This is a genomic window from Delftia sp. CH05, from assembly GCF_009827015.1.
Taxonomy (GTDB): Bacteria; Pseudomonadota; Gammaproteobacteria; order Burkholderiales; family Burkholderiaceae_C; genus Comamonas; species Comamonas tsuruhatensis.
Map to the genome: position 1 here is coordinate 17,711 of NZ_WUMG01000027.1, position 25,708 is coordinate 43,418.

The 25,708-nt window shown below is 69.5% G+C and carries 22 protein-coding genes; 8 read left to right on the top strand and 14 right to left on the bottom strand.

Annotated elements, in window-relative coordinates:
* Positions 1 to 561: a DinB family protein gene (locus GRX31_RS19420; protein ID WP_017407113.1), complete on the top strand. Its 561-nt coding sequence runs from the start codon at positions 1 to 3 to the stop codon at positions 559 to 561.
* Here GRX31_RS19420 and GRX31_RS19425 read toward each other — a convergent pair.
* From GRX31_RS19425 to GRX31_RS19465, 8 genes are all read right to left on the bottom strand, one after another.
* Positions 531 to 1,289 (bottom strand): glycosyltransferase, encoded by a 759-nt coding sequence (locus GRX31_RS19425; RefSeq protein WP_160854285.1) that lies wholly within the window; start codon positions 1,287 to 1,289, stop codon positions 531 to 533. The genes GRX31_RS19420 and GRX31_RS19425 overlap by 31 nt on opposite strands.
* Positions 1,286 to 1,894 carry a class I SAM-dependent methyltransferase gene (locus tag GRX31_RS19430; RefSeq protein WP_160854287.1) on the bottom strand — a complete coding sequence of 203 codons (609 nt, stop codon included), beginning with the start codon at positions 1,892 to 1,894 and terminating at the stop codon, positions 1,286 to 1,288. The genes GRX31_RS19425 and GRX31_RS19430 overlap by 4 nt, the downstream gene beginning before the upstream one ends.
* Positions 1,891 to 2,649 carry a PIG-L deacetylase family protein gene (locus GRX31_RS19435; protein WP_017407110.1) on the bottom strand — a complete coding sequence of 253 codons (759 nt, stop codon included), beginning with the start codon at positions 2,647 to 2,649 and terminating at the stop codon, positions 1,891 to 1,893. Before GRX31_RS19435 ends, GRX31_RS19430 begins: the two co-directional genes overlap by 4 nt.
* On the bottom strand, positions 2,637 to 3,713 hold the full coding sequence (locus GRX31_RS19440) for an acyl-CoA dehydrogenase family protein (RefSeq protein ID WP_017407109.1): 1,077 nt from the start codon (positions 3,711 to 3,713) through the stop codon (positions 2,637 to 2,639). Before GRX31_RS19440 ends, GRX31_RS19435 begins: the two co-directional genes overlap by 13 nt.
* A gap of 110 nt (positions 3,714 to 3,823) precedes the next feature.
* Positions 3,824 to 5,350: an alpha,alpha-trehalose-phosphate synthase (UDP-forming) gene (locus tag GRX31_RS19445; protein ID WP_160854289.1), complete on the bottom strand. Its 1,527-nt coding sequence runs from the start codon at positions 5,348 to 5,350 to the stop codon at positions 3,824 to 3,826.
* Positions 5,347 to 6,165 (bottom strand): trehalose-phosphatase, encoded by an 819-nt coding sequence (gene otsB, locus GRX31_RS19450; protein ID WP_160854291.1) that lies wholly within the window; start codon positions 6,163 to 6,165, stop codon positions 5,347 to 5,349. The genes GRX31_RS19445 and otsB overlap by 4 nt, the downstream gene beginning before the upstream one ends.
* 7 nt (positions 6,166 to 6,172) lie before the next feature.
* Positions 6,173 to 6,406, bottom strand: a complete 234-nt coding sequence (locus GRX31_RS19455) for a hypothetical protein (protein WP_016452716.1) — start codon at positions 6,404 to 6,406, stop codon at positions 6,173 to 6,175.
* Positions 6,407 to 6,657: 251 nt separating this feature from the next.
* Complete coding sequence (locus GRX31_RS19465; RefSeq protein WP_016448411.1) at positions 6,658 to 6,981, bottom strand: hypothetical protein; 324 nt, start codon at positions 6,979 to 6,981, stop codon at positions 6,658 to 6,660.
* A gap of 307 nt (positions 6,982 to 7,288) precedes the next feature.
* Between GRX31_RS19465 and GRX31_RS19470 the strand changes: the two genes are divergently transcribed.
* Positions 7,289 to 8,254: a ferritin-like domain-containing protein gene (locus tag GRX31_RS19470; RefSeq protein WP_016448410.1), complete on the top strand. Its 966-nt coding sequence runs from the start codon at positions 7,289 to 7,291 to the stop codon at positions 8,252 to 8,254.
* Between the two features lie 24 nt (positions 8,255 to 8,278).
* On the opposite strand, the gene GRX31_RS19475 is transcribed toward GRX31_RS19470, so the two are convergent.
* Positions 8,279 to 9,691, bottom strand: a complete 1,413-nt coding sequence (locus GRX31_RS19475; RefSeq protein WP_017407105.1) for a short-chain fatty acyl-CoA regulator family protein — start codon at positions 9,689 to 9,691, stop codon at positions 8,279 to 8,281.
* Between the two features lie 117 nt (positions 9,692 to 9,808).
* Between GRX31_RS19475 and GRX31_RS19480 the strand changes: the two genes are divergently transcribed.
* The 3 genes from GRX31_RS19480 to acnD are packed head-to-tail and all read left to right on the top strand — an operon-like array spanning position 9,809 to position 14,079.
* Positions 9,809 to 10,207 carry an acyl-CoA thioesterase gene (locus GRX31_RS19480; RefSeq protein ID WP_160854293.1) on the top strand — a complete coding sequence of 133 codons (399 nt, stop codon included), beginning with the start codon at positions 9,809 to 9,811 and terminating at the stop codon, positions 10,205 to 10,207.
* Positions 10,204 to 11,391, top strand: a complete 1,188-nt coding sequence (gene prpC, locus GRX31_RS19485; RefSeq protein WP_160854295.1) for a bifunctional 2-methylcitrate synthase/citrate synthase — start codon at positions 10,204 to 10,206, stop codon at positions 11,389 to 11,391. Before GRX31_RS19480 ends, prpC begins: the two co-directional genes overlap by 4 nt.
* A gap of 60 nt (positions 11,392 to 11,451) precedes the next feature.
* Positions 11,452 to 14,079, top strand: a complete 2,628-nt coding sequence (gene acnD / locus GRX31_RS19490) for a Fe/S-dependent 2-methylisocitrate dehydratase AcnD (protein ID WP_160854297.1) — start codon at positions 11,452 to 11,454, stop codon at positions 14,077 to 14,079.
* On the opposite strand, the gene GRX31_RS19495 is transcribed toward acnD, so the two are convergent.
* Positions 14,067 to 14,981: a LysR family transcriptional regulator gene (locus tag GRX31_RS19495; RefSeq protein WP_017407102.1), complete on the bottom strand. Its 915-nt coding sequence runs from the start codon at positions 14,979 to 14,981 to the stop codon at positions 14,067 to 14,069. The genes acnD and GRX31_RS19495 overlap by 13 nt on opposite strands.
* A gap of 143 nt (positions 14,982 to 15,124) precedes the next feature.
* On the bottom strand, positions 15,125 to 15,691 hold the full coding sequence (locus tag GRX31_RS19500) for a TetR/AcrR family transcriptional regulator (protein ID WP_160854299.1): 567 nt from the start codon (positions 15,689 to 15,691) through the stop codon (positions 15,125 to 15,127).
* 137 nt (positions 15,692 to 15,828) lie between these two features.
* Between GRX31_RS19500 and GRX31_RS19505 the strand changes: the two genes are divergently transcribed.
* The 3 genes from GRX31_RS19505 to GRX31_RS19515 are packed head-to-tail and all read left to right on the top strand — an operon-like array spanning position 15,829 to position 21,736.
* Positions 15,829 to 17,058, top strand: a complete 1,230-nt coding sequence (locus GRX31_RS19505; RefSeq protein WP_160854301.1) for an efflux RND transporter periplasmic adaptor subunit — start codon at positions 15,829 to 15,831, stop codon at positions 17,056 to 17,058.
* Positions 17,059 to 17,084: 26 nt separating this feature from the next.
* Positions 17,085 to 20,240 (top strand): multidrug efflux RND transporter permease subunit, encoded by a 3,156-nt coding sequence (locus GRX31_RS19510; RefSeq protein WP_160854303.1) that lies wholly within the window; start codon positions 17,085 to 17,087, stop codon positions 20,238 to 20,240.
* A gap of 5 nt (positions 20,241 to 20,245) precedes the next feature.
* Positions 20,246 to 21,736 (top strand): efflux transporter outer membrane subunit, encoded by a 1,491-nt coding sequence (locus tag GRX31_RS19515; RefSeq protein WP_017406591.1) that lies wholly within the window; start codon positions 20,246 to 20,248, stop codon positions 21,734 to 21,736.
* Here the strand turns inward: GRX31_RS19515 and dsbG are convergent.
* The 3 genes from dsbG to GRX31_RS19530 form a co-directional block, all read right to left on the bottom strand.
* On the bottom strand, positions 21,682 to 22,284 hold the full coding sequence (gene dsbG, locus GRX31_RS19520; protein ID WP_160854305.1) for a thiol:disulfide interchange protein DsbG: 603 nt from the start codon (positions 22,282 to 22,284) through the stop codon (positions 21,682 to 21,684). The two genes, GRX31_RS19515 and dsbG, sit on opposite strands and share 55 nt — an antisense overlap.
* Positions 22,285 to 22,651: 367 nt before the next feature.
* Positions 22,652 to 23,797 (bottom strand): FecR family protein, encoded by a 1,146-nt coding sequence (locus tag GRX31_RS19525; RefSeq protein ID WP_160854307.1) that lies wholly within the window; start codon positions 23,795 to 23,797, stop codon positions 22,652 to 22,654.
* Positions 23,798 to 23,815: 18 nt separating this feature from the next.
* Positions 23,816 to 25,579 (bottom strand): methyl-accepting chemotaxis protein, encoded by a 1,764-nt coding sequence (locus tag GRX31_RS19530; protein WP_160854309.1) that lies wholly within the window; start codon positions 25,577 to 25,579, stop codon positions 23,816 to 23,818.
* Positions 25,580 to 25,708 lie beyond the last annotated feature (129 nt).

The window sequence follows — 25,708 nt, forward strand, 5'->3', positions numbered from 1 at the left end:
ATGACAGCGATCCAGGAGAGCCTGCGCGCTCCCGTCTCATCGGCCAGGGCCAACCTGAAAATGCTGGTGCGCTACAAGGCCTGGGCCAACGGCCTGACCTTCAAGAGCGTGATGGAGCTGCCCGAAGGCGAGGCCTTGAAGCAGCGCCCCACGAGCTTCGGCAACATGGTGCGCACGCTGAACCACGTCCTTGTGGTGGAGGACATCTTCAGGCACCACCTGCAGGGCCGCAAGCATGGCTACACCATGCGCAACACCGACCACACGCCCACGCTGCAGGCGCTGTGGGAATCCGTGCAGGCAATGGACCGCTGGTATGTGGAGTTCGTCGATGCGTGCCCGGACGAGGAACTGGCGAAGGTCGTGCACTTCGAGTTCGTGGGCGGCGGGCAGGGTGCCATGACGCGCGAGCAGATCGTGCTGCACGTGGTGAACCACGGCAGCTACCACCGTGGCTTTGTCAGCGACATGATGTACCAGGTGCCCTTCGTGCCGCCGGCCAACGACCTGCCGGTGTTCCTCAGGGACTGCTACCGCGTGGACGAGCCGGCCTGCGGTTGAGGCAGGGCCAGGGCCTGCTGCGCCAGGGCGCCCTGGAGCACGGGCAGCGCAGGCGGCGCGTCGCCGGGCAGGGCCCATCCCTGGCGCAGCGCACCGGCAAAGCCGTCGGCCACGCGCGAGTAGGCGCGGCCGCTGGTCATCACCCGGGGCCGGGCCGACCAGGCGATGCGGGCGCCGCCGGCCGCCAGGCGGTCCACCAGGTCCTGGTCCTCGCCGCAGGTGCGTGCGTCGAACCCGCCGGCCTGGCGGTAGTGCCAGGCTGAGATGCCCAGGTTGGCACCATGCACGTGGCGGTGGCCGTCGCGGTCCGTGTAGGTGGTCTCGAAGTGCCGCCGCGCCGTGTCCGCCTGGGCGCCGTGGGCCGACCAGTCGGCCACCTGCACCGTGCCGCAAACCACGTCGGACTGAAGCGCCAGCTGGTCGGCCAGCCAGCTCGGCGAGACGGTGGTGTCGGCGTCCGTGAAGGCCAGCCAGCGGGCGCCCAGCAGCAGCAGGTACTCCGACCCCAGGGCCCGCGCCTTGCCCACGTTGCGCGCGGCAATGGACAACGGGATGGCGGGCCAGCGGCGCACGGCCGATTCGGTGGCGTCCTGGCAGCTGTCCAGCACCACCACGACGGCCACGGTCTCGCCTTGCAGGTCGGCATGGGCGGCCGCGCAAAACACGCTGTCCAGGCAGCGGCCTATGAGGTCTTCCTCGTCATGGGCTGGGATGCACACGCCGATCATCTGTCCGTCCTTTCAGGGGTTTTCTGCCAGATGTCCAGCTGGAAATCCGGTTCGCTGTGGCTCAGCAGCAAGTGCAGCTGCGCATGGGCCGACACGCTGTCATGCAGGGTGCGAGTGGTCTGCAGGTGATCGTGCGCCCCATGCCGCCAGTGGCACATGAGCCAGTGGCCGCCGCCCTGCAGCGAGGCCAGGCACTGGCGGTTGAAATGCGCCAGTGCCGCGTCGTCGAAGTAATAGGCAAGCTCCGAGACCACGATGAGATCGAAGCCTTGCTGCGGCACCTGGGGCACCTGTGGCCATTGCCAGGGCAGGGGCAGGGCCTGCAGGTCCAGACGGGCGCGGTCCTGCGGCGCAATCCGCTGCCGGCACAGATCCACGGCCCTGTCCGAGAAGTCGACGGCGCACAGCCGGTCGCAGCGCTGCAGCAGGCGCTGCGTGGCCTCGCCATTGCCGCAGCCGGGCTCGAAGCCGTGGGCATAGCGCTCGCGCGGCAGGGCGGCCAGCAGCAGGTCGCGCTTGCGCCGTTCGTACCAGCGTGATGCGACCCGCCAGGGGTCGGGGTCGGCCTGGTACATCTGCTCGAAGTGCTGCCGGGCGCCGTTCATAGAAACACCACTTCAAACGGACGCAGCAGGCGCTGCGTGGCCCAGGACGGCAGGATGGCGTCGCGGCCCGTGGACGGGTCGGGCAGCAGCTGGCTGCGAAAGCACGACAGGGCCTGGCGCTTGAGCGCCAGCTCCTGCGGCGCCAGCGCAATGGCGGCGGCGCGGTGCCAGGGCACGCGCGCGTCGCCGGGCTCGGCCCAGTGCCAGGCCCAGATCGGCAGCTCGAAGAGCCGGCAGCCCGCGTGCCGGGCTGCCGTGGCGCAGGCCTGGCCCGTGGCCTCGTGGTCCGGGTGCCCGTCTTCGCGCCAGGTGCACAGCAGCGCATCCGAGGGCTGCAGCAACGGCTCCAGCCGTTGCAGCAACTGCGCTGCATGCTCGGCGATATGGCCGTCGGGCAGGCCCAGCCGCAGCACCTGCGCCTGCGGCGCAAGCAGGGCCAGGGCCTGGGTGCTCTCCTGCACGCGCTCGCGCACCAGACGCTGCGGCGGCCACAGCGTCGAGTCGGGGTGGCTGGCTCCGCCATCGGTCACGGAGACGATGAGGCAGGGCATGCCCCGCTCGGCACAGCGGCGCAGCAGGCCGGCGCAGCCCAGGATCTCGTCATCGGGGTGCGGCGCGACGATGACGGCGCGGCGCCGGCCTTCCAGCAGGTCGTCCATGGATACCTGCGCTGGCCGGCGTTGCGCAAACCAGGCCTGCCAGCGCGATTCGGGCGTGCCCCGGCCCTCGATGAGGCGCGGCTTCACAGCATCCATGCCGCGCCTCCCGGTGCCTGCGAGGCCTGTGCCTTCTCGGCCAGCAGGCGGCCCAGCGCGGCCTGGTCGCGCTCGGCATGGCTTTGGCGGATGAAGACGGGCAGGTCGGCCATCAGCTGTGCCAGGCCCCTGTTCTTGCACAGTGGGCCGGGACCGATGGCGCGCGGCACGCGCCGCAGCACCTCTTCGGCGGCGGCTTCCACGGCCAGGCGGGCGCGGTTCACGGCCAGCAGGCAGGGGTCCGAGGGCGTGGCATCGATGCGGGCCGCAGCGTCGCGCAGCAGGCCGGCCGCGCCGGCCAGGGCCACATCCAGCGCGCCCAGGTGGGCCTGGCGGTGCGGGTCCTCGCCTTGACCGACGGCCTGCTGCAGATGGCTGGCGATGCGCGCTGCCGCGCCATGCCAGCATGCAGCAACGCCCGCGCCGCCATGGTGAAAGCCGGGGCGGCTCAGGTACTGGCCCGGTTCGCCGACCAGCACGCCGGTGGCGCCGTCGAAATGCACGTCGGCGCTGGCGCTGGCGGCCATGCCCACGGCCTGCCAGTGGCTGTCGTCTCTGCGGATGCCGGGCTGGTCCATGGTGACGGCGATCAGGCAGCGCCGGCCGTCGGCCAGCCAGCCGCTGACCAGGGCACGGTCCACCGCGCGCGCGCCCGAACACCAGGGCTTGTGGCCGGACAGCTGCACGGCCATGCCGGCATGTGCCGCAGCATGGGGGGCCGTGGACGTGGCCTGCACGCGCTCGCCCGGCGGCTCGGCGCACCAGACGGCCCAGCGCAGTCCTTCGGTGGCCAGGTCGGCCTGCAGTTCGGACAGGATGGCCAGGGCATCGGTATGGCCTTCATAGAGCTTGGCCAGGCTCAGGCTGTGGGCGGCCACCTCGGCCAGTGCGCGCCAGCGCAGCAGCGTGTGGCCATGGCCCGGCAGCGGCAGGCGGTCGGCGCCCTGCGCCACCAGCAGGGCCAACTGGTCCGCTGGCGACAGGTCCGTGTGGCCGCGCAAGGCCTGCGCCAGCGTGTCGCTGCATGTCCACGCATGGGCGTGCTCGTTGTCGTGCTGGGCCATCGCCGCTTGCCTTCCTTTTGTGTGTCGTGCGCAGCCCGGGAAATGGGGTGGGGCCGGGCGATGCCATGGTGCCGGGAGGATGAACGCGGCGCCGCAGGAGCAGGAAGGCATTACCTGTCGGAGACCACCGACCGGCAGGCGTCCCGTTCCACGCCGTCGGCAGGGCAGGCGGCCAGCTCCAGGCGCAGCGGTGCCTGCTCCTGTCTGATCGAGGGAACGGGGATGCCGAAGGCTTCCCTTTCCCTGTGCTCCAGCGGCCTGGCCTCTTTCAAGGCAGACAGAAAGGCCTTGCGCCACCAGTGCACGTCCTGCTCGGCGATGCGCTGCAGCAGCCGCTGGTGCCGCTGGCGCCTTTCCTGCAGGGGCATCTGCAGGGCCTGCTGCACCACGGCGGCCGTGCCGTGCACGTCGTAGGGATTGACCAGCAGCGCCTCCTGCAGCTGCTCGGCCGCGCCGGCAAACCGCGACAGCACCAGCACGCCCGGGTCGGCCGGGTCCTGGGCCGCCACATATTCCTTGGCCACGAGGTTCATGCCGTCGCGCAGCGGCGTGACCAGGCCCACGGCCGCCGCGCGGCACAGGCCCGGAATGCCATCGCGCGGCAGGGTCTGGTGGATGTAGCGCACGGGCATCCAGTCCAGCTCGCCGTAGTCGCCGTTGACGGCGCCGCACAGCGATTCAAGCTCCCGCCGTATGTCGGCATACGCGTCCAGGCCCTCGCGCGTGGGCGAGCCGATCTGGATCAGCGTGGCGCGCCGGCGCTGCTCGGGATGGCGGGCCAGCAGCTCCCGAAAGGCACGCAGGCGCTGCGGCAGGCCCTTGGAGTAGTCCAGCCGGTCTATGCCCAGCAGCAGGCGACGCTGTGCGTACTCGTGCTTCATGCGCGCATGCATGTCCTGCGATGCGCCGGACAGGGCCAGCGCCGCGAAGCCCTCCACATCGATGCCGATGGGGAAGGCGCGGCACACCAGGCGCTGCCCATGGGCACGCAAGGCGCCATCGCCCAGCGACTGACCCCCGGCCTCGTCGCAGACATAGCGCTCGAAATGCTGCACGTCCTGGCGGGTCTGCAGGCCCACAAGGTCGTAGGCAAACAGGCAGCGCATCAGCCATGCATGCTCGGGAATGGCCGCCAGCAGGGTCGGCGGGGGCAATGGGATGTGCAGGAAAAAGCCGATGCGCTGGCGGCAGCCCAGGGCGCGCAGCTCGGCCGCCAGCGGGATCAGGTGGTAGTCATGCACCCAGAGGATGTCGTCCTGCGCCAGCAGGGGCAGCAGCCTGCGCGCAAGCAGCTGGTTCACGCGGCGGTAGCCGGCCGCATGGCCCGTGTCGAAGCTCGCCAGGTCCAGCCGTCCGTGAAAGACGGGCCACAGCACGCCGTTGCTGTAGCCCGCGTAGTAGCTGTCATGGTCCGCGCGGTCCAGGTCCACCGTGGCCAGCGTGACGTTGCCTGCCTGGGTGCGGTGCACATGGCCGGCCGGCGCGGCCAGGGCACCGTCATCGGTGACGGCCCCGCTCCAGCCGAACCACAGGCCGCCCGTCTGCCGCAGCGCATCGCCCATGGCCACGGCAAGGCCCCCGGCTGCGGCCCTGCGCGGATCGGCCACGCGGTTGGAGATCACCACCAGCCGGCTCATGGCAGCACCTCCGCGCAGGTCTGCGCAGCCAGGTGCATGCATGCGGACTTCAGCCAGGCATGCACGGCCTGCGGGCTGCCCAGCCGGTGGCGGGCCCTGCTTGCGCCTTCGCCCACCTTGATCGCCATGCCGCCGTGTGCCTGCACCACGGCAAAGCCGCTCTCGTCCGTGACATCGTCACCGGCAAACACCGGGGTGCGGCCGGCGAACGGCGCTTCGCGCAGGAAGGCCGCAATGGCGTGGCCTTTGTCCACGCCTGCGGGCCTGACCTCCAGCACGCATTTGCCGTGCAGCAACTCCAGCCCGGGCTGGTGTCGCAGGGCGCGGCCCAACATGTCCAGGCACAGCGCCGCCAGCTCTGGCGCACGCCGGTAGTGCAGTGCGACCGAGGAGCGCTTGCGCTCCACCAGCAGGCGGGGATGGTCGGCCGCCAAGGCATTGCACATCTGCAGCACGGTCTCTGGCATGGCCGATGCCTGCATGTGCAGGCGGCCTGCGGCATCCCGCCGCTGCAGGCCGTGCTCGCAGGCGGCAGGCAGATGCAGCGGCGCCAGAAAGTGGTCCAGCATCTCGACCTGCCGACCCGTGACGATGGCCAGCGCACCGCCCAACAGACCCTGCAGCCTGGCCAGCATGGGGATCAGGCCGGGGTCTGGCGCAATGGCGTCCGGGGTCTCGGCCAGCGGCACGAGCGTGCCGTCGAAGTCGAGGAACAGTGCGGATCTGCAGGTGGGGGATGGGGGTGTTTCCATGGAGGCGCCAGGGTATGGGTTGCCGGTTTCGTGGATCGACATCAGGAAAGCGTCTGCTGCCATGGCCTGCTCACCGCTCGGCCTTGATGGAGCCGCGGATGTTGGTGATGGCCAGGCAGAACTGCAGGCTCACCAGCGCCCAGGCCGCCGTGGACCAGCCCCACAGCGCCCACAGCGCATTGCTGAGCATCAGGATCCAGAAGCCCAGGTTGCGCCTTTGCGCAGAACGCGAGCCCACACACCAGGCGCCGGCGATGGAGGCCAGAAAGGCAGGCCACTGGAGCCAGTCGGGAATGTCGGGCATGGGGTTGCTCCTGTATGGAGTGAAGCGCGGGCACCTCAGTTGCCGGGCCGTGCCGGGTCGTCTTCGTCGATGGAGTGGCATTCCTTGCAGGCTCCGCTTTCGTGCGCGCGGGCGGCCAGATTGACGTGGAAGGCCACCCCTTGCTGCAGCTGCTCCCCGTCCAGAGCCCTTCGATGCCGGTCATGCGGTTGCTGGCGATCTTGTTGGCTGCCAGCAGCTCGTTGCGCTTCAGGTGCAAGCTTCAGGTGCCATCAAGGCTGCTTGCGCACCATCTTCTTGCGCCGTTCGGCATCCAGGCCCGGCGTCTGGCGCATGTCGGTATCGACCTGGCCGGAGGCGAGGTCGTCATGGGCCTGGCGCATCACCGGATCGGGCGCATCGCTGGTAGCGTCCAGGCTCTGGTCGCGCTCGTGCGGAAGGCGCAGGCCCTGTTCGGATGCGTCGGATGCATCGGATTCACCGGGCGCATGGGGCGCCTTGCCGACCTGTCCGGGCAGCTTGGTCTGGCCATCGCCCGACGGCTTCGCCTGTGTGGGTGCAGAGGACTTGGATGCGGATGGGGTCTTGTCTTTCATGGCGTCTTCCTTTCATTCGCGGGCCTGCGCAGGCGGCGCTTGGGCCATGGTCTCTTGGCCCTTTCGCAGCCGCCGTGGGACCACGCCGAAAGCGCAGGAACGAAAAGATGCCTCGCGCATGAACGCCGTTCTCAGGCACGCCGATTGCCCTGTGCCGGGGTGCGAAAAATGGCCACAGGCCACTGGCGCGATGTCCGCAAGGCCCGGTCGCCGCGTTCCTACGGCACATGGCCGCAAGCGCGCACGCCGGCGGCGCGCCACGGCGATCACGATAGACATCACTTTCAACTGCCAAGGAGCACATTCCATGACGCAATCGAATCCCGCAAACCGTGACCCGCTGTCCGACGCGCCCGGCGCACATCCCGTGGGCACCGGCATAGGCGCTGCAGGCGGTGCCGTGACCGGCGCTGCATTCGGCGCAATGGGCGGCCCCATCGGTGCTGCCGTGGGCGGTGTGGCCGGTGCCGTGGTCGGCGGGCTGGCCGGCAAGGGCGCGGCCGAAGCCGTCAATCCCACGGTCGAGGACGCCTACTGGCGCGACGCCTACCAGAACGAGCCCTACTACGTGGCAGGCCGCAGCTACGAGGAATACCGCCCCGCCTACGAGCTGGGCTGGAACGCGGCCGCCGCGCGCCGCGATGCCGATTTCGATGCCTTCGACGCCGAATGGGAGCGCGAATGGACCACGCGCCGTGGCGCCAGCCATCTGGACTGGGACCAGGCCCGGCCCGCAGCGCGCGCAGCCTGGGAGCGCGCAGGCGTTCGCGATGTCCGTGATGACACGGGGACCATCGTGGCACCGGCCTACACCGGCGACATCGACAACGACGATGTGGCCGACGTGCTCAACGACCTGCTCGAATCCTGCCGCGATGGCGAGTACGGCTTTCGCACCTCGGCCGAGAACGCCGACTCGCCGGACCTCAAGACCCTGTTCCTGCGCCATAGCGCCGAGTGCGGCGCCGCCGCGCTGGAGCTGGAGGCCGAGATCCGCAAGCTGGGCCGCGAGCCCGCATCGGGCGGCACGGTGGCCGGCGCGCTGCACCGGGGCTGGGTGTCGGTGAAGACGGCGCTGACCTCGCAGGACGACAAGGCCGTGCTGGAGGAGTGCGAGCGCGGCGAGGATTCCGCCGTGGCCCAGTACCGCAAGGCGCTCAAGCAGCCGCTGCCTCCGGCCATCCGCGTGATGGTGGAGCGCCAGGCCCAGGGCGCGCAGCGCAACCACGACGAAGTGCGCGATCTGCGCGACCGCATGCGCGCAGCCTCCTGACCCGGCACAGGATGCCTGGGGTTGCTAGCCGCCTACGCCGTACGGCGCAAAGCGGCTGGCGTTCTCATCCACATGCAGCGCCTTTCCCACATAGGGAAAGGCGCGCTGCGTGCACTGGTCACGCTCGCAGACCTTGCAGCCCATGCCGATGGGCGTGGCCGATTCCGGATCGCCCAGGTCCAGCCCCTTGGCATAGACCAGGCGCGAGGCATGGCGTATGTCGCAGCCCAGGCCGATGGAGAAGGTCTTGCGCGGCGAACCATAGCCGCGCTGACCGTGCGAGACCGAGCGTGCAATCCACAGGTAGCGCCGCCCGTCGGGCATGCTGGCGAGCTGGCGCAGCACCTGGTCGGGCTGGCCGAAGGCCTCGTACACCGTCCACAGCGGGCAGGTGCCGCCGGTGCGGCTGAAGTGGAAATGCGTGGCCGACTGGCGCTTGGAGATATTGCCCGCGCGGTCCACGCGCACAAAGAAGAAGGGCACGCCGGGCGCGCCGGGCCGCTGCAGCGTGCTCAGCCGGTGGCAGACGGTTTCAAAGCCCACGCCAAAGCGCTGGCCCAGCAGGTCGATGTCATAGCGCAGCTGCTCGGCCGATTCCAGGAACAGGTCGTAGGGCAGCAGCAGCGCGCCCGCAAAGTAGTTGGCCAGGCCCACGCGGGCGAGCTTGCTTGAGGCCGGGTCGCCCTGGAAGGCGGCGGTGGCGATCAGCCGGTCCAGCGTGTCGCCCATCTCCAGCAAGGCCAGCTGCGTGCCCAGCTGGAAGGCCTGTTGCGCAGGCTCCAGCGCCGAGGACAGCCACAGCGAGCGCGTGGCCGGGTCGAACCGGCGCTGGCTTTGCCGGGAGTCTTCCAGGCGATGCACCTGCACGCCGTGGCGCTGCTGCAGCCGCCGGACCAGCCAGTCCGCCAGATGGCCCGGGTCCGCACGCGCCTCGCCGGCCAGGGCCTGGGCCGCGCGGTCCACTTCATCGAAGTAGTTCTGGTGCGCAAAGAAGAAATCGCGCACGGCCTCGAACGGCATGGTGCGCGCCACCGGCATGTCCGAGCGGTCATCGCCCAGCCTGAGCGACATGCTCTCGATGCGCTCCAGGGCCTCCAGATGGCGGCGGTGCAGCGCCATCACCGCACGTCCCAGGGCGGGCATCTGCGCGGCGACTTCCTGTAGCTCGGGCAGGGCAATGGATTCGGGCGCCTCGGCAAGGGCCTCGCGCAGGCCGGCGACCAGGCGCGCTTCCTCGTCCTCCGAGAACTGCTGGATATCGACGCCCAGCGCGCGGTTGAGCTTGAGCAGCACCGACACCGTCAGCGGCCGCTGGTTCTGCTCCAGCTGGTTCAGGTAGCTGGGCGACAGGCCCAGCGCGTGGGCCAGGGCGATCTGGGACAGGCCGTGCTCCGCGCGCAGTTTGCGCAGCTTGACGCCCATGAACGTCTTCTTCATGGCTGTTTCCTCGGGTGGCTGTTATTCGCAGAATTTGCAAATTCGCGGACTTCGTTTCGCAAGAATTCGCCTTTTCAGCACTATGGCAGGGGCGCTATTTTGCGTAAATTGCGAAACATGACAACACCCACCGGAACCGCCGAGCTGCATGAACTGGTATTGCCCGCGCTGGCCAACCACCACGGCACGCTGTTCGCGGGCCAGGGCCTGCAGCTCATGGCCAAGGCGGCCTTTCTCGCTGCGCGCAGCCTGGCACAGCGCGAGGTCGTGATGGCGGCCGTCACCGGCGTGGACTTCCTGGCACCCGTGCCCGTGGGCCACGAGATCGTCCTGCGCGGCTGGGTCAGCCGCGTGGGGCGCAGCTCCATGACGGTCTGTGTCACCGCGTCGGCCCAGGCGCCGGGCATTGCCTGCGAGGACGTGCTCAAGGGCCTGTTCGAGATGGTGGCTGTCGACCACAACGGCCTTCCTGCGGCCATTGCCCATTCCTATCTGAACCAGGAGACCCTTTCATGAGTACCACGACCATCGACGCGCCATCTGCGCCAACTTCGCCATCTGCGTCCGCATTCAAGCCCAAGAAATCGGTCGCGCTGTCGGGCGTGACCGCCGGCAACACCGCGCTGTGCACCGTGGGCCGCTCGGGCAACGACCTGCACTATCGCGGCTACGACATCCTGGACATTGCCGAGGTCTGCGAGTTCGAGGAGATCGCCCATCTGCTGGTGCACGGCAAGCTGCCCACGCGCCCCGAACTGCAGGCCTACAAGACCAAATTGCAGGCGCTGCGCGGCCTGCCGGCCAGCGTCAGGCAGGCGCTGGAGCAGCTGCCTGCCGGCGCCCACCCCATGGACGTGATGCGCACCGGCGTCTCGGCCCTGGGCTGCGTGCTGCCGGAAAAGGACGACCACAACCTGGCGGGTGCCCGCGACATTGCCGACCGGCTCATGGCCAGCCTGGGCTCCATGCTGCTGTACTGGTACCACTGGAGCAATTCGGGCCGGCGCATCGAGGTGGAGACCGACGACGACTCCATCGGCGGCCACTTCCTGCACCTGCTGCACGGCCACCGGCCGTCCGAAGGCTGGGTGCGCGCCATGCACACCTCGCTCAACCTCTATGCAGAGCATGAGTTCAACGCCTCCACCTTCACGGCGCGCGTGATCGCGGGCACGGGCAGCGATATGTATTCCTCCATCGCGGGCGCCATCGGCGCGCTGCGCGGGCCCAAGCATGGCGGCGCCAACGAGGTGGCCTTCGAGATCCAGAAGCGCTACGACACGCCCGACGAGGCCGAGGCCGACATCCGCCGCCGCGTCGATGCCAAGGAAGTGGTGATCGGCTTCGGCCACCCGGTCTACACCGTCAGCGACCCGCGCAACGTGGTCATCAAGGGCGTGGCCAAGCGCCTGTCCGACGAGGCCGGAACCACCCGCATGTACGACATTGCCGACCGGCTGGAATCGGTGATGTGGGAGGTCAAGAAGATGTTCCCCAACCTGGACTGGTTCAGCGCCGTCAGCTACCACATGATGGGCGTGCCCACGGCCATGTTCACGCCGCTGTTCGTGATCGCGCGCACCAGCGGCTGGGCCGCGCACGTGATCGAGCAGCGCCAGGACAACAAGATCATCCGCCCCAGCGCCAACTACACGGGGCCGGATGACCAGACGTTCGTGCCCCTCGATGCGCGCGCCTGAGCCGCCGCTGTCCTGAACCTGGCGGGCGGGCTGCAGGCCTGCCCGCATTGCATCCGCCCCATGAACAACGACCACAAGAAACCCCTGCCCGGCACCACGGTGCACTACATCGATGCCCGCGCCGCCGTCGATGCGCTCTCGCCCGGCGCCTGGGCACGCCTGCCCTACACCGCCCGCGTCCACGCCGAGAACCTCGTGCGCCGCGCCGATCCCGCGCAGCTGCACGGCTACCTGCTGCAGCTCATCGAGCGCCGGCGTGACATCGACTTTCCCTGGTACCCCGTGCGCGTGGTCTGCCATGACATCCTGGGCCAGACCGCCCTGGTGGACCTGGCCGGCCTGCGCGACGCCATCGCGGCCGAAGGCGGCGACCCGGCCCAGGTCAACCCCGTCGTGCCCGTGCAGCTCATCGTGGACCACTCGCTGGCCGTGGAGTGCGGCGGCTTCGATCCCGATGCCTTCGTGAAGAACCGCGCCATCGAGGACCGCCGCAACGAGGACCGCTTCCACTTCATCGAGTGGACAAAAAAAGCCTTTGCCAACGTGGATGTGATCCCTGCAGGGAACGGGATCATGCACCAGATCAATCTGGAGAAGATGTCCCCCGTGGTGACAGTGCAGGATGGCCTGGCCTTCCCGGACACCTGTGTCGGCACCGACTCGCACACGCCCCATGTCGATGCCCTGGGCGTGATCGCCGTGGGCGTGGGCGGCCTTGAGGCCGAGAACGTTATGCTGGGCCGCGCCTCCTGGATGCGCATGCCCGAGATCGTGGGCGTGTGCCTCACGGGCCGGCGCCGGGGCGGCATCACCGCCACCGACATCGTGCTGGCCCTGACCGAATTCCTGCGCCAGCAAAAAGTCGTCGGCGCCTATGTGGAATTCTTTGGCGAGGGCGCCGACAGCCTGAGCATCGGCGACCGCGCCACCATCTCCAACATGTGCCCCGAATACGGCGCCACGGCGGCCATGTTCTCCATTGACGACCAGACCCTGGCCTACCTGCGCCTGACCGGCCGCGACGAGGCCCAGGTGCGCCTGGTCGAGGCCTATGCGCGCACCGCAGGTTTCTGGAGCGACAGCCTGGCCGATGCCCAGTACGAGCGCGTGCTGCAGTTCGACCTGTCCACCGTGGTGCGCAACATGGCCGGCCCCTCGAATCCGCACCGGCGCCTGCCCACCTCGGCCCTGGCCGAGCGCGGCATTGCCGATGCGGCCAAGCTGCAGGCCGCCCGCGCCCAGGAGGCACAAGGCCTGATGCCCGATGGGGCCGTCATCATCGCGGCCATCACCAGCTGCACCAACACCAGCAACCCGCGCAATGTCATCGCCGCGGCGCTGCTGGCGCGCAATGCCAATCGCCTGGGTCTCACGCGCAAGCCCTGGGTCAAGTCCTCGCTGGCGCCGGGCTCCAAGGCCGTGGAGCTGTACCTGAAGGAGGCCGGGCTGCTCAGCGAGCTGCAGCAGCTGGGCTTTGGCATCGTCGCCTTTGCCTGCACCACCTGCAACGGCATGAGCGGCGCGCTGGACCCCAGGATCCAGCAGGAAATCGTCGAGCGCGACCTCTACGCCACGGCCGTGCTCTCGGGCAACCGCAACTTCGACGGGCGCATCCATCCGTATGCCAAACAGGCCTTCCTGGCCTCGCCGCCGCTGGTCGTGGCCTATGCGCTGGCGGGCACCATCCGCTTCGACATCGAGCAGGACGTGCTGGGCGTGGTGGACGGGCGCGAGATCCGCCTCAAGGACCTGTGGCCCGCCGACGAGGAGATCGACGCCATCGTCGAGCAAGCGGTCAAACCTGCGCAATTCCGCGCCGTCTACGACCCCATGTTCGCCATCCGCAAGGACGATGGCGACAAGGCACGGCCCCAGTACGACTGGCGCCCCCAGTCCACCTACATCCGCCGCCCGCCCTACTGGGATACCGAAGGCGTGGGCGCGCTGGCGGCCTTCCCGCGCACGCTGCGCAACATGCGGCCGCTGGCGCTGCTGCCCGACAACATCACCACCGACCACCTGTCGCCCTCCAACGCCATCCTGGCCGACAGCGCGGCGGGCGAATACCTGGCGCGCATGGGCCTGCCCGAGGAAGACTTCAACTCCTACGCCACCCACCGCGGCGATCACCTGACGGCCATGCGCGCCACCTTCGCCAACCCGCAGCTGGTCAACGAGATGGCCGTCATCGATGGCGTGCAGCACAAGGGCTCGCTGGCGCGCATCGAGCCCGAAGGCCGTGTGGTGCGCATGTGGGAGGCCATGGAAACCTACCTGAACCGCCGCCAGCCGCTGATCATCATCGCGGGCGCCGACTACGGCCAGGGCAGCTCGCGCGACTGGGCGGCCAAGGGAGTGCGGCTGGCCGGAGTCGAGGCCGTGGTGGCCGAAGGCTTCGAGCGCATCCACCGCACCAACCTCATCGGCATGGGCGTGCTGCCGCTGCAGTTCCTGCCGGGCACCGACCGCAAGACCCTGGGGCTGGACGGCACGGAGGTCTATGGCGTGGAAGGCGAGCGCACGCCGGGCACCCAACTCACGCTGGTGGTCGAGCGCAGAAACGGCCAGACGCTGCGCGTGCCCGTGACCTGCCGGCTGGACACGGCCGAGGAGGTATCGGTCTACGAGGCCGGCGGGGTGCTGCAGCGGTTTGCGCAGGACTTCCTGGCGCAGGCTCAGGCAGCCTGAGAAGGGGGCGTGCCAGCGGCCAGCGGCTGGCGCGCCAGCTCGATGAAGGCCTGCAGATAGTCGGTCTGCAGGTCCGCCACGCGCGCGCCCAGGAAGATCTGCTTGGCAATGCCCTGGGCGCCCAGGCGCACGGGAACCACGTCCAGCTTGCCCGCGTACTCCTGCACCAGCCAGCGCGGCAAGGCCGCCACGCCCCGGCCGCTGGCCACCATCTGCATCATGATGTCCGTGGTCTCTATGGCCTTCTGGCGGCGCGGCGTGATGCCGGCCGGCATGAGGAACTGGTTGTAGATGTCCAGCCGGTCCATGGGAACGGGATAGGTGATCAGCACCTCGGGCGCGAGCTGGGCGGCCTCCACGAAATCGGCCCCTGCCAGCGCATGCGCGCTGGAGACTACCAGCACCTGCTCGTAGTCGAACACAGGCACGAACTCCAGGCCCGCCTTGAACAGCGGATCGGGCGTGACCAGCAGGTCGATCTCGTAGCCGAACAGCGCGCCGATGCCGCCGAACTGGAATTTCTGCTTCACATCCACATCCACATCGGGCCAGCTCGCCAGATAGGGCGCGACGATCTTGAGCAGCCACTGGTAGCAGGGATGGCACTCCATGCCGATGCGCAGCGCGCCGCGCTCGCCCTGGGCGAACTGGCGCAGCCGCTCCTCGGCCAGGTCCAGCTGGGGCAGCACGCGCTGGGCCACGGCCAGCAGGTACTGGCCGGCCTGCGTCAGGCGCAGGCTGCGGCCTTCGCGCAGCCAGATGTCCGTGCCCAGCTGCTGCTCCAGCTTCTTCATGCTGTGGCTCAGCGCCGACTGCGTCACGCACAGCACGCCGGCTGCTGCCGTCAGCGAGCCTTGTTTTTCGACTTCACGGACGATGGCGAGGTGGGTGCGTTCGAGCATTTTGGTGAGAAAAATTCATGGATTTTTGAACTAGAAAAATTCTAGTTCATTGATGTGGATCCATTCCATGGCTGCCTTCATCGATTGAAAGCAGTGCATGACCATCATTCATCACCTCGGTTTCCCCATCGGCGCCCGGTGCACTACGCAGCCGGTGCGCCGGGCTGCAGGGCGCCGTGCAGGAAGGCCTGCTCCATCACGGCCCCCACGCTGGCCCGCGCAACACGGCCGCGCCGCTCCGCATCCAGCAGCCCTACGACCATGGACAGCCACAGCTCGGTCATGGCCGCAGCCGTGATGTCGATGCGGAACACGCCGGCCTGCTGGCCGCGCAGGAAAAAGGCATCCATGGCCGCCACCCATTCGCTCTCTATCTGGCCGACCACCGAGATGTCGGAGCGCCAGAAATACATCAGGAACAGCAGCAGCGTCTGGTGGTCCTGGCAGTGGGCGGTGAGGCGGCGCAGCGCCTCCAGCGGCGCGTGGCGCTCCAGCTCGGCCGCGCGCATGGCGCGCGACAGGGTGTCGGCCGCATGTCCTATGAGCCGGTCGATGAGCTGGTCGCGCGTGGGGCAGAAGCGGTAGAGCGTGGCCTTGCTGATGCCGATGGCGCGTGCCAGCTCCTGCAGATTGGCCTTGGGATCGTCCAGCAGCGCCAGTGCCAGTGCGCCCAGCAGCTTGCCTTCGTCCTCTTGCTTGGTGCTCGTCATCGCTTGTCATGCCTCCTTGGAAAGTGCATGGATTTTATCTGTTGATGTTTAAAAGAATCAAATGAATCGATGTTGACTCATTTGATTCTGATATGTACCATCGCGGCCTTCGTATCGAACTCAATCAGGTTGTGAACATGAGCATGCGTCTGAACAAGCGACGTGGCCTGCCGCTGGCGGCCCTGGTGCTGGCCGCCCTGGCCGCCCTTGCAGCGGGCTGCGGCCGCAACGAGGCTCCGGCCGCAGCGGGTGACGCGCTGCCCGTGGTGCAGGCCGTCACCGTGCAGCCCGCGCCGCTGGCCCTGTCCAGCGAGCTGCCGGGCCGTATCGAGCCCGTGCGCGTGGCCGAGGTGCGTGCGCGGGTGGCCGGCATCGTGCTGCGCCGCCATTTCGAGGAAGGCGCCGACGTCCGGGCCGGCCAGGTGCTGTTCCAGATCGACCCGGCGCCCCTGCGCGCCGCCCTGTCCCGCGCCCAGGGCCAGCTGGCCAGCGCCGAGGCGGCTCTGCTCGATGCGCGTGCCGTGGTCGGCCGCAACGCGCCGCTGGTGGCGCAGGAGGCAGTCAGCCGCCAGGACTTCGAGGCCATGCAGGCCCGCCTGCAGGCGGCCCAGGCCGCGCGGCAGTCCGCCCAGGCCGAGGTGCAGGCGGCCGCCCTGAACCTGGAATACGCCACGGTCAGGGCGCCGATCGCGGGCCGCATCGGCCGTGCGCTGGTCACCGAGGGCGCCCTGGTGGGCCAGGGCGAGGCCACGCCCATGGCGCTGGTCCAGCAGCTCGACCCGGTCTATGCCGACTTCCAGCAGCCCGTGGCCGAAGCCCAGCGCCTGCGCGCGGCCCTGGCCGAGGGCCGCCTGGCACAGACAGCGGGCAAGGACGGCACGCCGGTCTCCCTGAAGGTGGACGGCACGGGCCTGCAGCGCACGGGGCGGCTGCTGTTCTCGGATGTGACGGTGGACCGCGGCACGGGCCAGATGGCGCTGCGCGGGCGCTTCGACAACCGCGACGGCATGCTGCTGCCCGGCATGTATGTGCGCGTGACCGTGGGCCAGGGCGTGGACCCTGCCGCCATCCTGGTGCCGCAGCGGGCCGTGCAGCGCAGCACCGACGGGCAGGCCCACGTGCTGGTGGTGGACGGCGAGGACACGCTGCAGATGCGCCCCGTGCAGACCGCGGCCATGCATGGCGCGCAGTGGCAGATCAGCGCAGGCCTCAAGGGCGGCGAGCGCGTGGTGGTGGGCCGCATGGCGGGCCTGCAGCCCGGGGCGCGGGTTCAGGTCACGGCCCTTTCCGATGCCGCGGCCTCCCCTACGGCGGGGCTGTCCGGCACCTTCAGCGCCTCCGGCAGCTCCGCCACGTCCAGCGACTGAGCCGGCGCGTGCCCAAGGAATAGACCATGTCCAAGTTCTTCATCAACCGCCCCAACTTCGCCTGGGTGGTGGCCATCTTCATCATGCTCGCCGGGCTGCTGGCCATACCGGCGCTGCCCGTCTCCCAGTTTCCCAACGTGGCGCCGCCGCAGATCTCGATCACCGCCAACTATCCGGGCGCCTCCGCCACCACGGTGATGGAGTCGGTGACCAGCGTCATCGAGGAGGAGCTCAACGGCACCAAGGGGCTGCTGTACTTCGACTCCTCCAGCGGCTCCACGGGCATGGCCGAGATCACGGCCACCTTCGCCCCGGGCACCGAGCCGGCGCTGGCCCAGGTGGAGGTGCAAAACCGCATCAAGAAGGCCGAGGCGCGCCTGCCCGCGTCCGTGATGCAGATGGGCCTGCAGGTCGAGCAGGCCAGCGCCAACTTCCTGATGATCTACTCGCTGACCTACAAGGACGGCAGCGGCAACAGCGGCAACAGCGAGGTGGCCCTGTCCGACTACGCCGTGCGCAACATCAACAACGAGATCCGCCGCGTGCCCGGCGTGGGCAAGGTGCAGTTCTTCGCGGCCGATGTGGCCATGCGCGTGTGGGTCGATCCGAACAAGCTGCTGGGCTACGGCCTGTCGGTGGCGGACGTGAACGCGGCCATCGCCGCCCAGAACGCGCAGGTGCCGGCCGGCAGCTTTGGCGCCTCGCCCGCAGGGCCCGGCCAGGAGCTGAGCGCCACCATTGCCGTCAAGGGCACGCTGGCCTCGCCCGAGGAGTTCGGCCAGATCGTGCTGCGTGCCAGGGCCGATGGCTCGGCCGTGCGCCTGGCCGATGTGGCGCGGCTGGAGGTCGGCCAGCTGGACTACAGCTTTTCCTCGCGCGAGGACGGCCGCCAGGGCGTGGCCGCCGCCGTGCAGCTGGCGCCCGGCGCCAACGCCATGCAGACGGCCAAGGCCGTCAAGGCGCGCCTGGCCGAGCTGTCGCAGAACTTCCCCGCCGGCATCCAGTACGCCGTGCCCTATGACACCTCGCGCTTCGTGGAAGTGGCCATCGGCAAGGTCATCCAGACCCTGGTGGAGGCCGTGGCGCTGGTGTTCCTGGTGATGTGGCTGTTCCTGCAGAACCTGCGCTACACGCTGATTCCCACCATCGTCGTGCCCGTCTGCCTGGCCGGCACCCTGGGCGTGATGTATGCGCTGGGCTTTTCGGTGAACATGATGACCATGTTCGGCATGGTGCTGGCCATCGGCATCCTGGTGGACGACGCCATCGTGGTGGTGGAGAACGTGGAGCGCCTCATGGCCGAGGAGGGGCTGTCTCCGCTGGCGGCCACGGTCAAGGCCATGCAGCAGGTCTCGGGCGCCATCGTCGGCATCACCCTGGTGCTGGTGGCCGTGTTCCTGCCGCTGGCCTTCATGAGCGGCTCGGTGGGCGTGATCTACCGGCAGTTCTCGCTGTCGCTGGCCGTGTCCATCCTGTTCTCGGGCCTGCTGGCGCTGACCTTCACGCCGGCGCTGTGCGCCACGCTGCTCAAGCCCGTTGCCAAGGGCCACCACGCCGAGCGCAAGGGCTTCTTCGGCTGGTTCAACCGCCGCTTCGCGGCGCTGACCGAGCGCTTCGACCTGCTCAACCAGCGGCTGGTGCGCCGCGCCGGGCGCTGCATGCTGGTGTATGCCGCCATCGTGGCCGGGCTGGGCGTGGCGTACACGCGCATGCCCGAATCCTTCGTGCCCTACGAGGACATGGGCTACTACATCGTCGGCGTGCAGCTGCCGCCGGGCGCCACCACGGAGCGCACCAAGGCCATGGTCAAGGACATGGAGGACTACATCCAGGGCCGCCCCGCCACGGCCCAGGCCGAGTTCCTGATGGGCTACAGCTTCTCGGGCATGGGGCAGAACGCGGCCCTGGCCTTCGTCACGCTCAAGGACTGGTCGGTGCGCGGCGCCGGGCAGGCGTCGTGGGACGAGGTGCAGGCCTTCAACCAGCGCTTTGCCAGCCTGTCCGACGGCACCGTCATGGCCGTGGACCCGCCGCCCATCGACGGCCTGGGCAACTCCGGCGGCTTTGCGCTGCGCCTGCAGGACCGCGCCAGCCTGGGCCGCGAGGCGCTGATCGCCGCGCGCGACCAGCTGCTGGCCAAGGCCAATGCCTCGCCCATCATTGCCTACGCCATGATGGAAAACCTGGAGGATGCGCCCCAGCTGCGGCTGGACATCGACCGGCGCAAGGCGCAGGCCCAGGGCGTGGATTTCAGCGCCATCAACACGGCCCTGTCCACCGCCTACGGCTCGGCCGTGATCAACGAGTTCCCCAACGCGGGCCGCCTGCAGCGCGTGGTGGTGCAGGCCGATGCCCAGGCCCGCGCGCGGCCCGAGGACATCCTGCGCCTGCACGTGCCCAACGCCAGCGGGCAGCAGGTGCCGCTGTCGGCCTTTGCCTCGGTGCGCTGGGAATGCGGGCCGGTGCAGATCTCGCGCTACAACGGCTATCCGGCCTTCCGCATCTCGGGCGATGCCAAGCCGGGCCACACCACGGGCGAGGCCATGGCCGAGCTGGAACGCATCATGGCCGAGATGCCGCGCGGCATAGGCTACGAGTGGACGGCCCTGTCCTTCCAGGAGAAAGCCGCCGGTGCCCAGGCGCCCAAGCTGTTCGCGCTGGCCATCGTGGTGGTGTTCCTGCTGCTGGTGGCCCTGTACGAGAGCTGGAGCATTCCCGCCGCCGTGATGCTGATCGTGCCCATCGGCGCGCTGGGATCGGTGCTGGCCACCTCGGCCGTGGGCCTGTCCAACGACGTGTACTTCAAGGTGGGCCTGATCACCATCATCGGCCTGGCGGCCAAGAACGCCATCCTGATCGTGGAGTTCGCCAAGGACCTGCATGCGCAGGGGCACAGCCTGGCGCAGGCCGCGCTGCAGGCGGCGCGGCTGCGCTTTCGGCCCATCGTCATGACCTCGCTGGCCTTTATCCTGGGCGTGGTGCCGCTGGCGCTGGCCTCGGGCGCGGGCGCCTCCAGCCAGGCCGCCATCGGCTTCGGCGTGATCGGCGGCATGCTGTCGGCCACGCTGCTGGGGGTGGTCTTCGTTCCCGTCTTCTTCGTCTGGGTGCTGTCCCTGTTCCGGCGCAAGGCGCCGGCCGGCACCCCGCCTGCCCTGCAGGCCCCGGCAACCCGCATCGAGTAAGCGCCATGTCCATGCACTTCTTCCCACGCGCCCTGTGTGCGCTGGCCGCCAGCCTGGTGCTGGCGGGCTGCTCCCTCGCCCCGGTCCACCAGCGTCCGCAGGCGCCCATTCCCACGCAATGGCCGCAGCAGGATGCGGCGCCCGTGCTGTCCTCGTCGGCGGCCACGCTGGACTGGAACAGCTTCATCGCCGACCGCCAGCTGCGCCAGCTGGTGGACCTGGCCCAGGCCCACAACCGCGACCTGCGCCAGACCCTGCTCAACGTGGAGGCGGCACGCGCCCTGTACCAGGTGCAGCGCGCCGACCGCCTGCCGGGCGTGGGCCTGCAGGGCGGCGGCACGCGCCAGCGCCTGCCGGGCGACATGAATGCCACGGGCCAGCCGCAGGTGCAGGGCAGCTGGCAGGCCGGCCTGGGGCTGGCCGCCTTCGAGCTGGACCTGTTCGGCCGCGTGCGCAACCTGTCCGAAGCCGCCCTGGGCGAGTACCTGGCCACCGAAGAGGTCGCGCGCGCCGCCCGCATCAGCCTGGGTGCCGAAGTGGTGCAGGCCTACCTGTCCCGCGATGGGGCCCTGCGCCGGCTGCAACTGGCGCAGCGCACGCTGCAAAGCCGTGAATCCTCGCTGCGCCTGACCGCGCAGCGGCGCCAGGCGGGCACGGCCACCGCCCTGGACCACCAGGACGCCCTGGGCCTGGCCGCCCAGGCCCGCGCCGACGTGGAGCGCAGTGAACGCGAGCTGCGCCAGGCCGGCAACGCCCTGCTGCTGCTGACGGGCGTGGAGGATCTGACGCCGTACCTGTCCGCACAGTCGTCCCAACCGTCCCAACCATCCGATGTGCCCCTGCTGCTGCAGGACCTGTCGGCCGGCACGCCTTCCGAACTGCTCATCCACCGGCCCGACATCCAGGCGGCCGAGCACCGGCTGCGCGCGCGCAGCGCGGACATTGGTGCGGCGCGCGCGGCCTTCTTCCCGCGCATCTCGCTCACCGGCTTCCTGGGATCGTCCAGCGCCGATCTGTCCGACCTGTTCCGCTCGGGCCAGCGCGCCTGGTCGTTCACTCCCCAGGTCACGCTGCCCCTCTTCGACGGGGGGCGCAACCGCGCCAACCTCGACCTGGCCGTGCTGCGCAAGGACATGGCCGTGGCAGCCTACGAGCAGGCCATCCAGACCGCCTTCCGCGAAGTGGCCGACGCCCTGGCCGCCACCGACACGCTGCGCCGCGAGGAAGCCGCACGCCTGGCGCTGCGCGACAGCAGCCGCGAAAGCCTGCGGCTGGCGCAGGCCCGTTACCAGGCGGGGGTGGACGACCATCTGCGCTACCTGGACGCACAGCGCAACGCCTTCGCCAATGAAAGCGCCTACATCGATACCGTGACCCAGCGGCAGCTGGCGCTGGCCCAGCTGTTCCGCGTGCTGGGCGGCAGCTGGACGGCGCCGCCGCCTCACAGCGCCCCGAACACCTCCGGCAAGGCGGCATCGCGCGGCATGCCGCCATAGCTCTTGGTGCCGCCCTGGCTGTCGATCACCACGATGCCCGGCGTGCCACGGAAGCCCAGGGACATCATCAGCTTGCGGTGGGCCTCCAGCGTCTTGCGCACGTCTGGGCTGACGCTGAAGGCGGGCGCTATGCCGCCCTGGGCGGACTTCTTCTCGTGCTCCATCAGTGCGGCCGCTCGGTCCGGGGCCTGCAGGATGGCGGCGGCCTTGGCCGGGCTGTCGTCCCGGATCACGCCCACCAGGATGTGGCGCAGCTGCACCTTGCCCGCATCTACCCAGGGACGCGCGGCCTCCCAGAACTTGTGGCAGTACTTGCAGTTGGGGTCGGTGAAGGTATAGATCACGCGCGGCGCATCGGCCTTGCCGTCGGGCACCCAGGTGGAGGTCTCCAGCTGCGACTGCACGGTGTCGCCCGCCGGCTTGGCGGCCTGGGCCTTGGCATGGGGGGCCTGGGCCGTGGCAGGGCCTTCTGCGGCCGTGGCCCATCCCGCCGCCAGAAAGATGCTGGCAGCCATGCCTGCAAAAAGGACGGTGCGTTGAAGATGCATGGGAACTCCTTGAAACGGTTGGATGAATGAGGGTGCGGCGCTGCGCGACAAGGGTGCAGCGCCTGGTGCTGTGGCCACAGCGGCGGACGGTGTGAGTCGGAGTGCATCCGCCGCGTTCCATCGGTCCAGGAAATCGCTTGCGGCAATCTCGCACACGACGGCCGACCGACCACGCGCCGCTGTCGCCGCGTTGCAGCCCATGGGCTTCGCACGCCGCCGATTGTCATTGACACCCTTGCAGATGCTGCGCATCGGCGCTGGGCAGTCGTCATTGCAGACAGCCAGGGCGAGCGGGGCAGGGTGGAGGAGGGCTTGCGCCCGGCGCGGCAGGCAGTCTTGGAAGCGGGGGCCGGTCCCGCCTCCGTGCTCAGGGCGCAGCGGCAATCTCGGTCTGGCCATCGGGCCCGGCCACCAGAGTGACGGGCAGGATCTGGGCCAGCATGCGTGCGAACTCGGCGGGGCGGCTGGCCTGGTAGGTGCCGCCAATGCGCAGAGCCGCCACGGCCGGGTCGTGCACCACCAGGCCGGTCGGCCCGTAGCGCTCCAGCTCGGCCAGGGCGTCGGCCAGGGGCGTGTTCTCGAAGCGGATCAGTCCCTTGCGCCACAGCGCAATGCTGCCGGGCGCCACAGCCGACACCGGACCGAGCACGCCTGCAGGCGACACGCTCAGGGCCTGGCCAGCGACCAGGTCGGCAGGCGTTGCCGCGCCTTGCGCACCGGCCACGCGCACATGGCCTTCCTGCACGGCCACCTGGGCGCTGCCCGCCTCCATGCCCGTGGCGCGATAGCGCACGGAAAACTGCGTGCCGCCCACGGTGACGCGCGCCGGGCCGGCCAGCACATGGAAGGGCCTGGCGCTGTCGGGCGCCACGGCAAACAGGATCTGCCCTTGCGTGATGCGCACCTCGCGCCGGTCGCGGTACAGAGTTACCTGCGCCTGGGTATCGGCATCCAGGGACAGTGCGGTGCCATCCGGCAAGGTGATGGTCCTGGCCTGGCCGCGTGGGGTCAGGTGGCTGCTGGTGAAGGTGGGCTGCTGCTGCCACTGGTGCCAGCCCACGCCCACGGCCAGGACCAGGGCAACGGCAAGGGCAAGGGCCACCGTGCAGCACAGGGCCGCCAGGGCAGGTCGCGGCAGCAGGCGGGACCAGCTCCAGCCTTGGCGCTCTTCGGAGGACGGGCGCTGCGTGGCCGGTTCCGGGCGTGCGTGAGGCGCTGACTGCGAGCGCCGGCGTGCCTGCTCCGCGCGCAGGCGCGCCACCTGTTCGGGGGGAATGGACCGCGCTGCCGCCAGGCTCTGGCCCAGGTGGCGCAAGGCGGCCTCGTGCGCCGTGCTGGCCGCCAGCCATTCAGTGAATTCGGCTTCTTCCTCGGCGGTCAGGCCTTGCTCCATGCGCGTGTGCCAGTCGGCCGCAGCGAGGTCGATGGGGTTTTGCCCGCGGAAGAACTCTTCCAGTTCGCGCACCTGCGCAGCCTTGTCCAGGGGCGCGGTGCAGGAGCGGTGGCGGCGCATGCGTGCGGCTTGCCGGCTTCAGAAGCTGGTCCAGTCCTGCGATTCGGCGGACGGCTTGGTCGCAGCCAGGCGTGCAGGGCTTGCAGAGCGCGCGCCAGCTGCGGGTCGTGCCGGTGCCGGCCTGGCCGGCGCCAGCGCAGATGCCGTGGCCGCGCGCGTGGGCACGGACGCCGGCAGCGGCGCCTGCAAACGCGGCTGCTGCGCCGCGCCACCCTGGTCGCCCAGGCGGAAGATGGCCACGGCCTGCACCAGGCGCTGGGCCTGGGCCTTGAGGCTGGAGGCCGCCGCCGCGCTTTCTTCCACCAGCGAGGCGTTTTGCTGCGTGACCTGGTCCATCTGGCTCATGGCCTGTCCGACCTGGGCCACGCCGGCGCTTTGCTCGTCGCTGGCATTGCTGATCTCGCCCATGAGGTCGGTCACGCGCTGTATGGATTGCAGCACCTCGGCCATGGTGGCGCCGGCCTGGTCGGCCAGCTCCGCGCCCTGGCTGACGCGGGTGGCGCTGTCAGTGATGAGCTGCTTGATCTCGCGGGCGGCCTGCGCGCTGCGCTGGGCCAGGGTGCGGACCTCGGCGGCCACCACGGCAAAGCCCTTGCCCTGTTCACCGGCGCGAGCGGCCTCGACGGCGGCGTTCAGGGCCAGGATGTTGGTCTGGAAGGCGATGGAGTCGATCACGCCCACGATGTCGCCGATCTGGCGCGAGCTGGCATGGATGTCCTGCATGGCGCCGACGACTTCCTGCACCACGGTGCCGCCCTTGACCGCCACCTGGCTGGCGCCGAGCGCGAGCTGGTTGACCTGGCGCGCGTTGTCCGCGTTCTGCTGCACGGTGGAGGACAGCTCGTCCATGGAGGCCGCCGTCTGCTGCAGCGCGCTGGCCTGCTGCTCGGTGCGGCGGCTCAGGTCGGCATTGCCCTTGGCGATCTGCTCGCTGGCCACTGCCACGCTGTCGGCGTTGTTGCGCACGTCGCTGACCACGCTGGCCAGGCTCTGGTGCATGGCGTTGAGCGAGGCCTGCACGCTGCCGGCGGGCGCTTCGCTGCGCAGCAGTCCGGGGTCGAGGTTGCCGTCGGCGATCTGGCGGGCGACCTCGCCCAGCTGGGCCGGCTCGGCGCCCAGCGCGCGTGTCAGGCCGCGTGCGATCAGCCGGCCCATGAGCAGGGCCAGCACGAAGGCGACCGCGCTCATGCCGATCTGCATGTTGCGTTGCTGCACATAGGACTGCGTGGCCTGCTCCACCATGTCCTGGGCGTGCTGGCGCGTGAGCCGGCTGTACTCGTCGGTGGCCGCGATCAGCTGGGCCAGCAGCGGCCGGCACTCGCTGTTCATCTTGGCAATGGCCTCGTCGCGTTGCTGGCGCAGCGCCAGCGCGACGATGTCCAGCGCCACCGGGCCGTAGCGCTGCTCTATCTGGTCGATGCGGGCGACCAGGGCGCGTGCCTCCTCACCCACCCCGGGCGCGGCCACCAGGGCCTTGAGCTGGTCCAGCCGGGTCTTGACCTCGGCATGGGCGGCGTACACGGCCGCTTTTTCCAGCTCCAGGTCGGCTGGCGTGTTCACCAGCACCAGGTTGCGCGCCGCGATGGCACGGCTGTCCACGGCTGCGCGCACCTGTTCGGCCAGTTGGGCACGGGCGTTCACGCCATCGACGAACCGGGTCAGGTTGCGGTTGGCATCGTCCAGCGCCTGCAGAGCGGATACGGAAACCAGCGCGACCAGCAGAGCCAGGGCGGTGAAGGCGGCGTAGAGCTTGGTCTTGACGGTCCAGGTGCGGAGATTCATGGCGCTTTCCAGGTAGATGGTGCAAGTATCAGTTTTTATCAAAGAATAAGTGATTAATTTGATAAAAGCCCTTTGAAAATTGTTAAATTTCCATGAGAAGTGACAAATTCAGACGAGGCATCGGTTCAG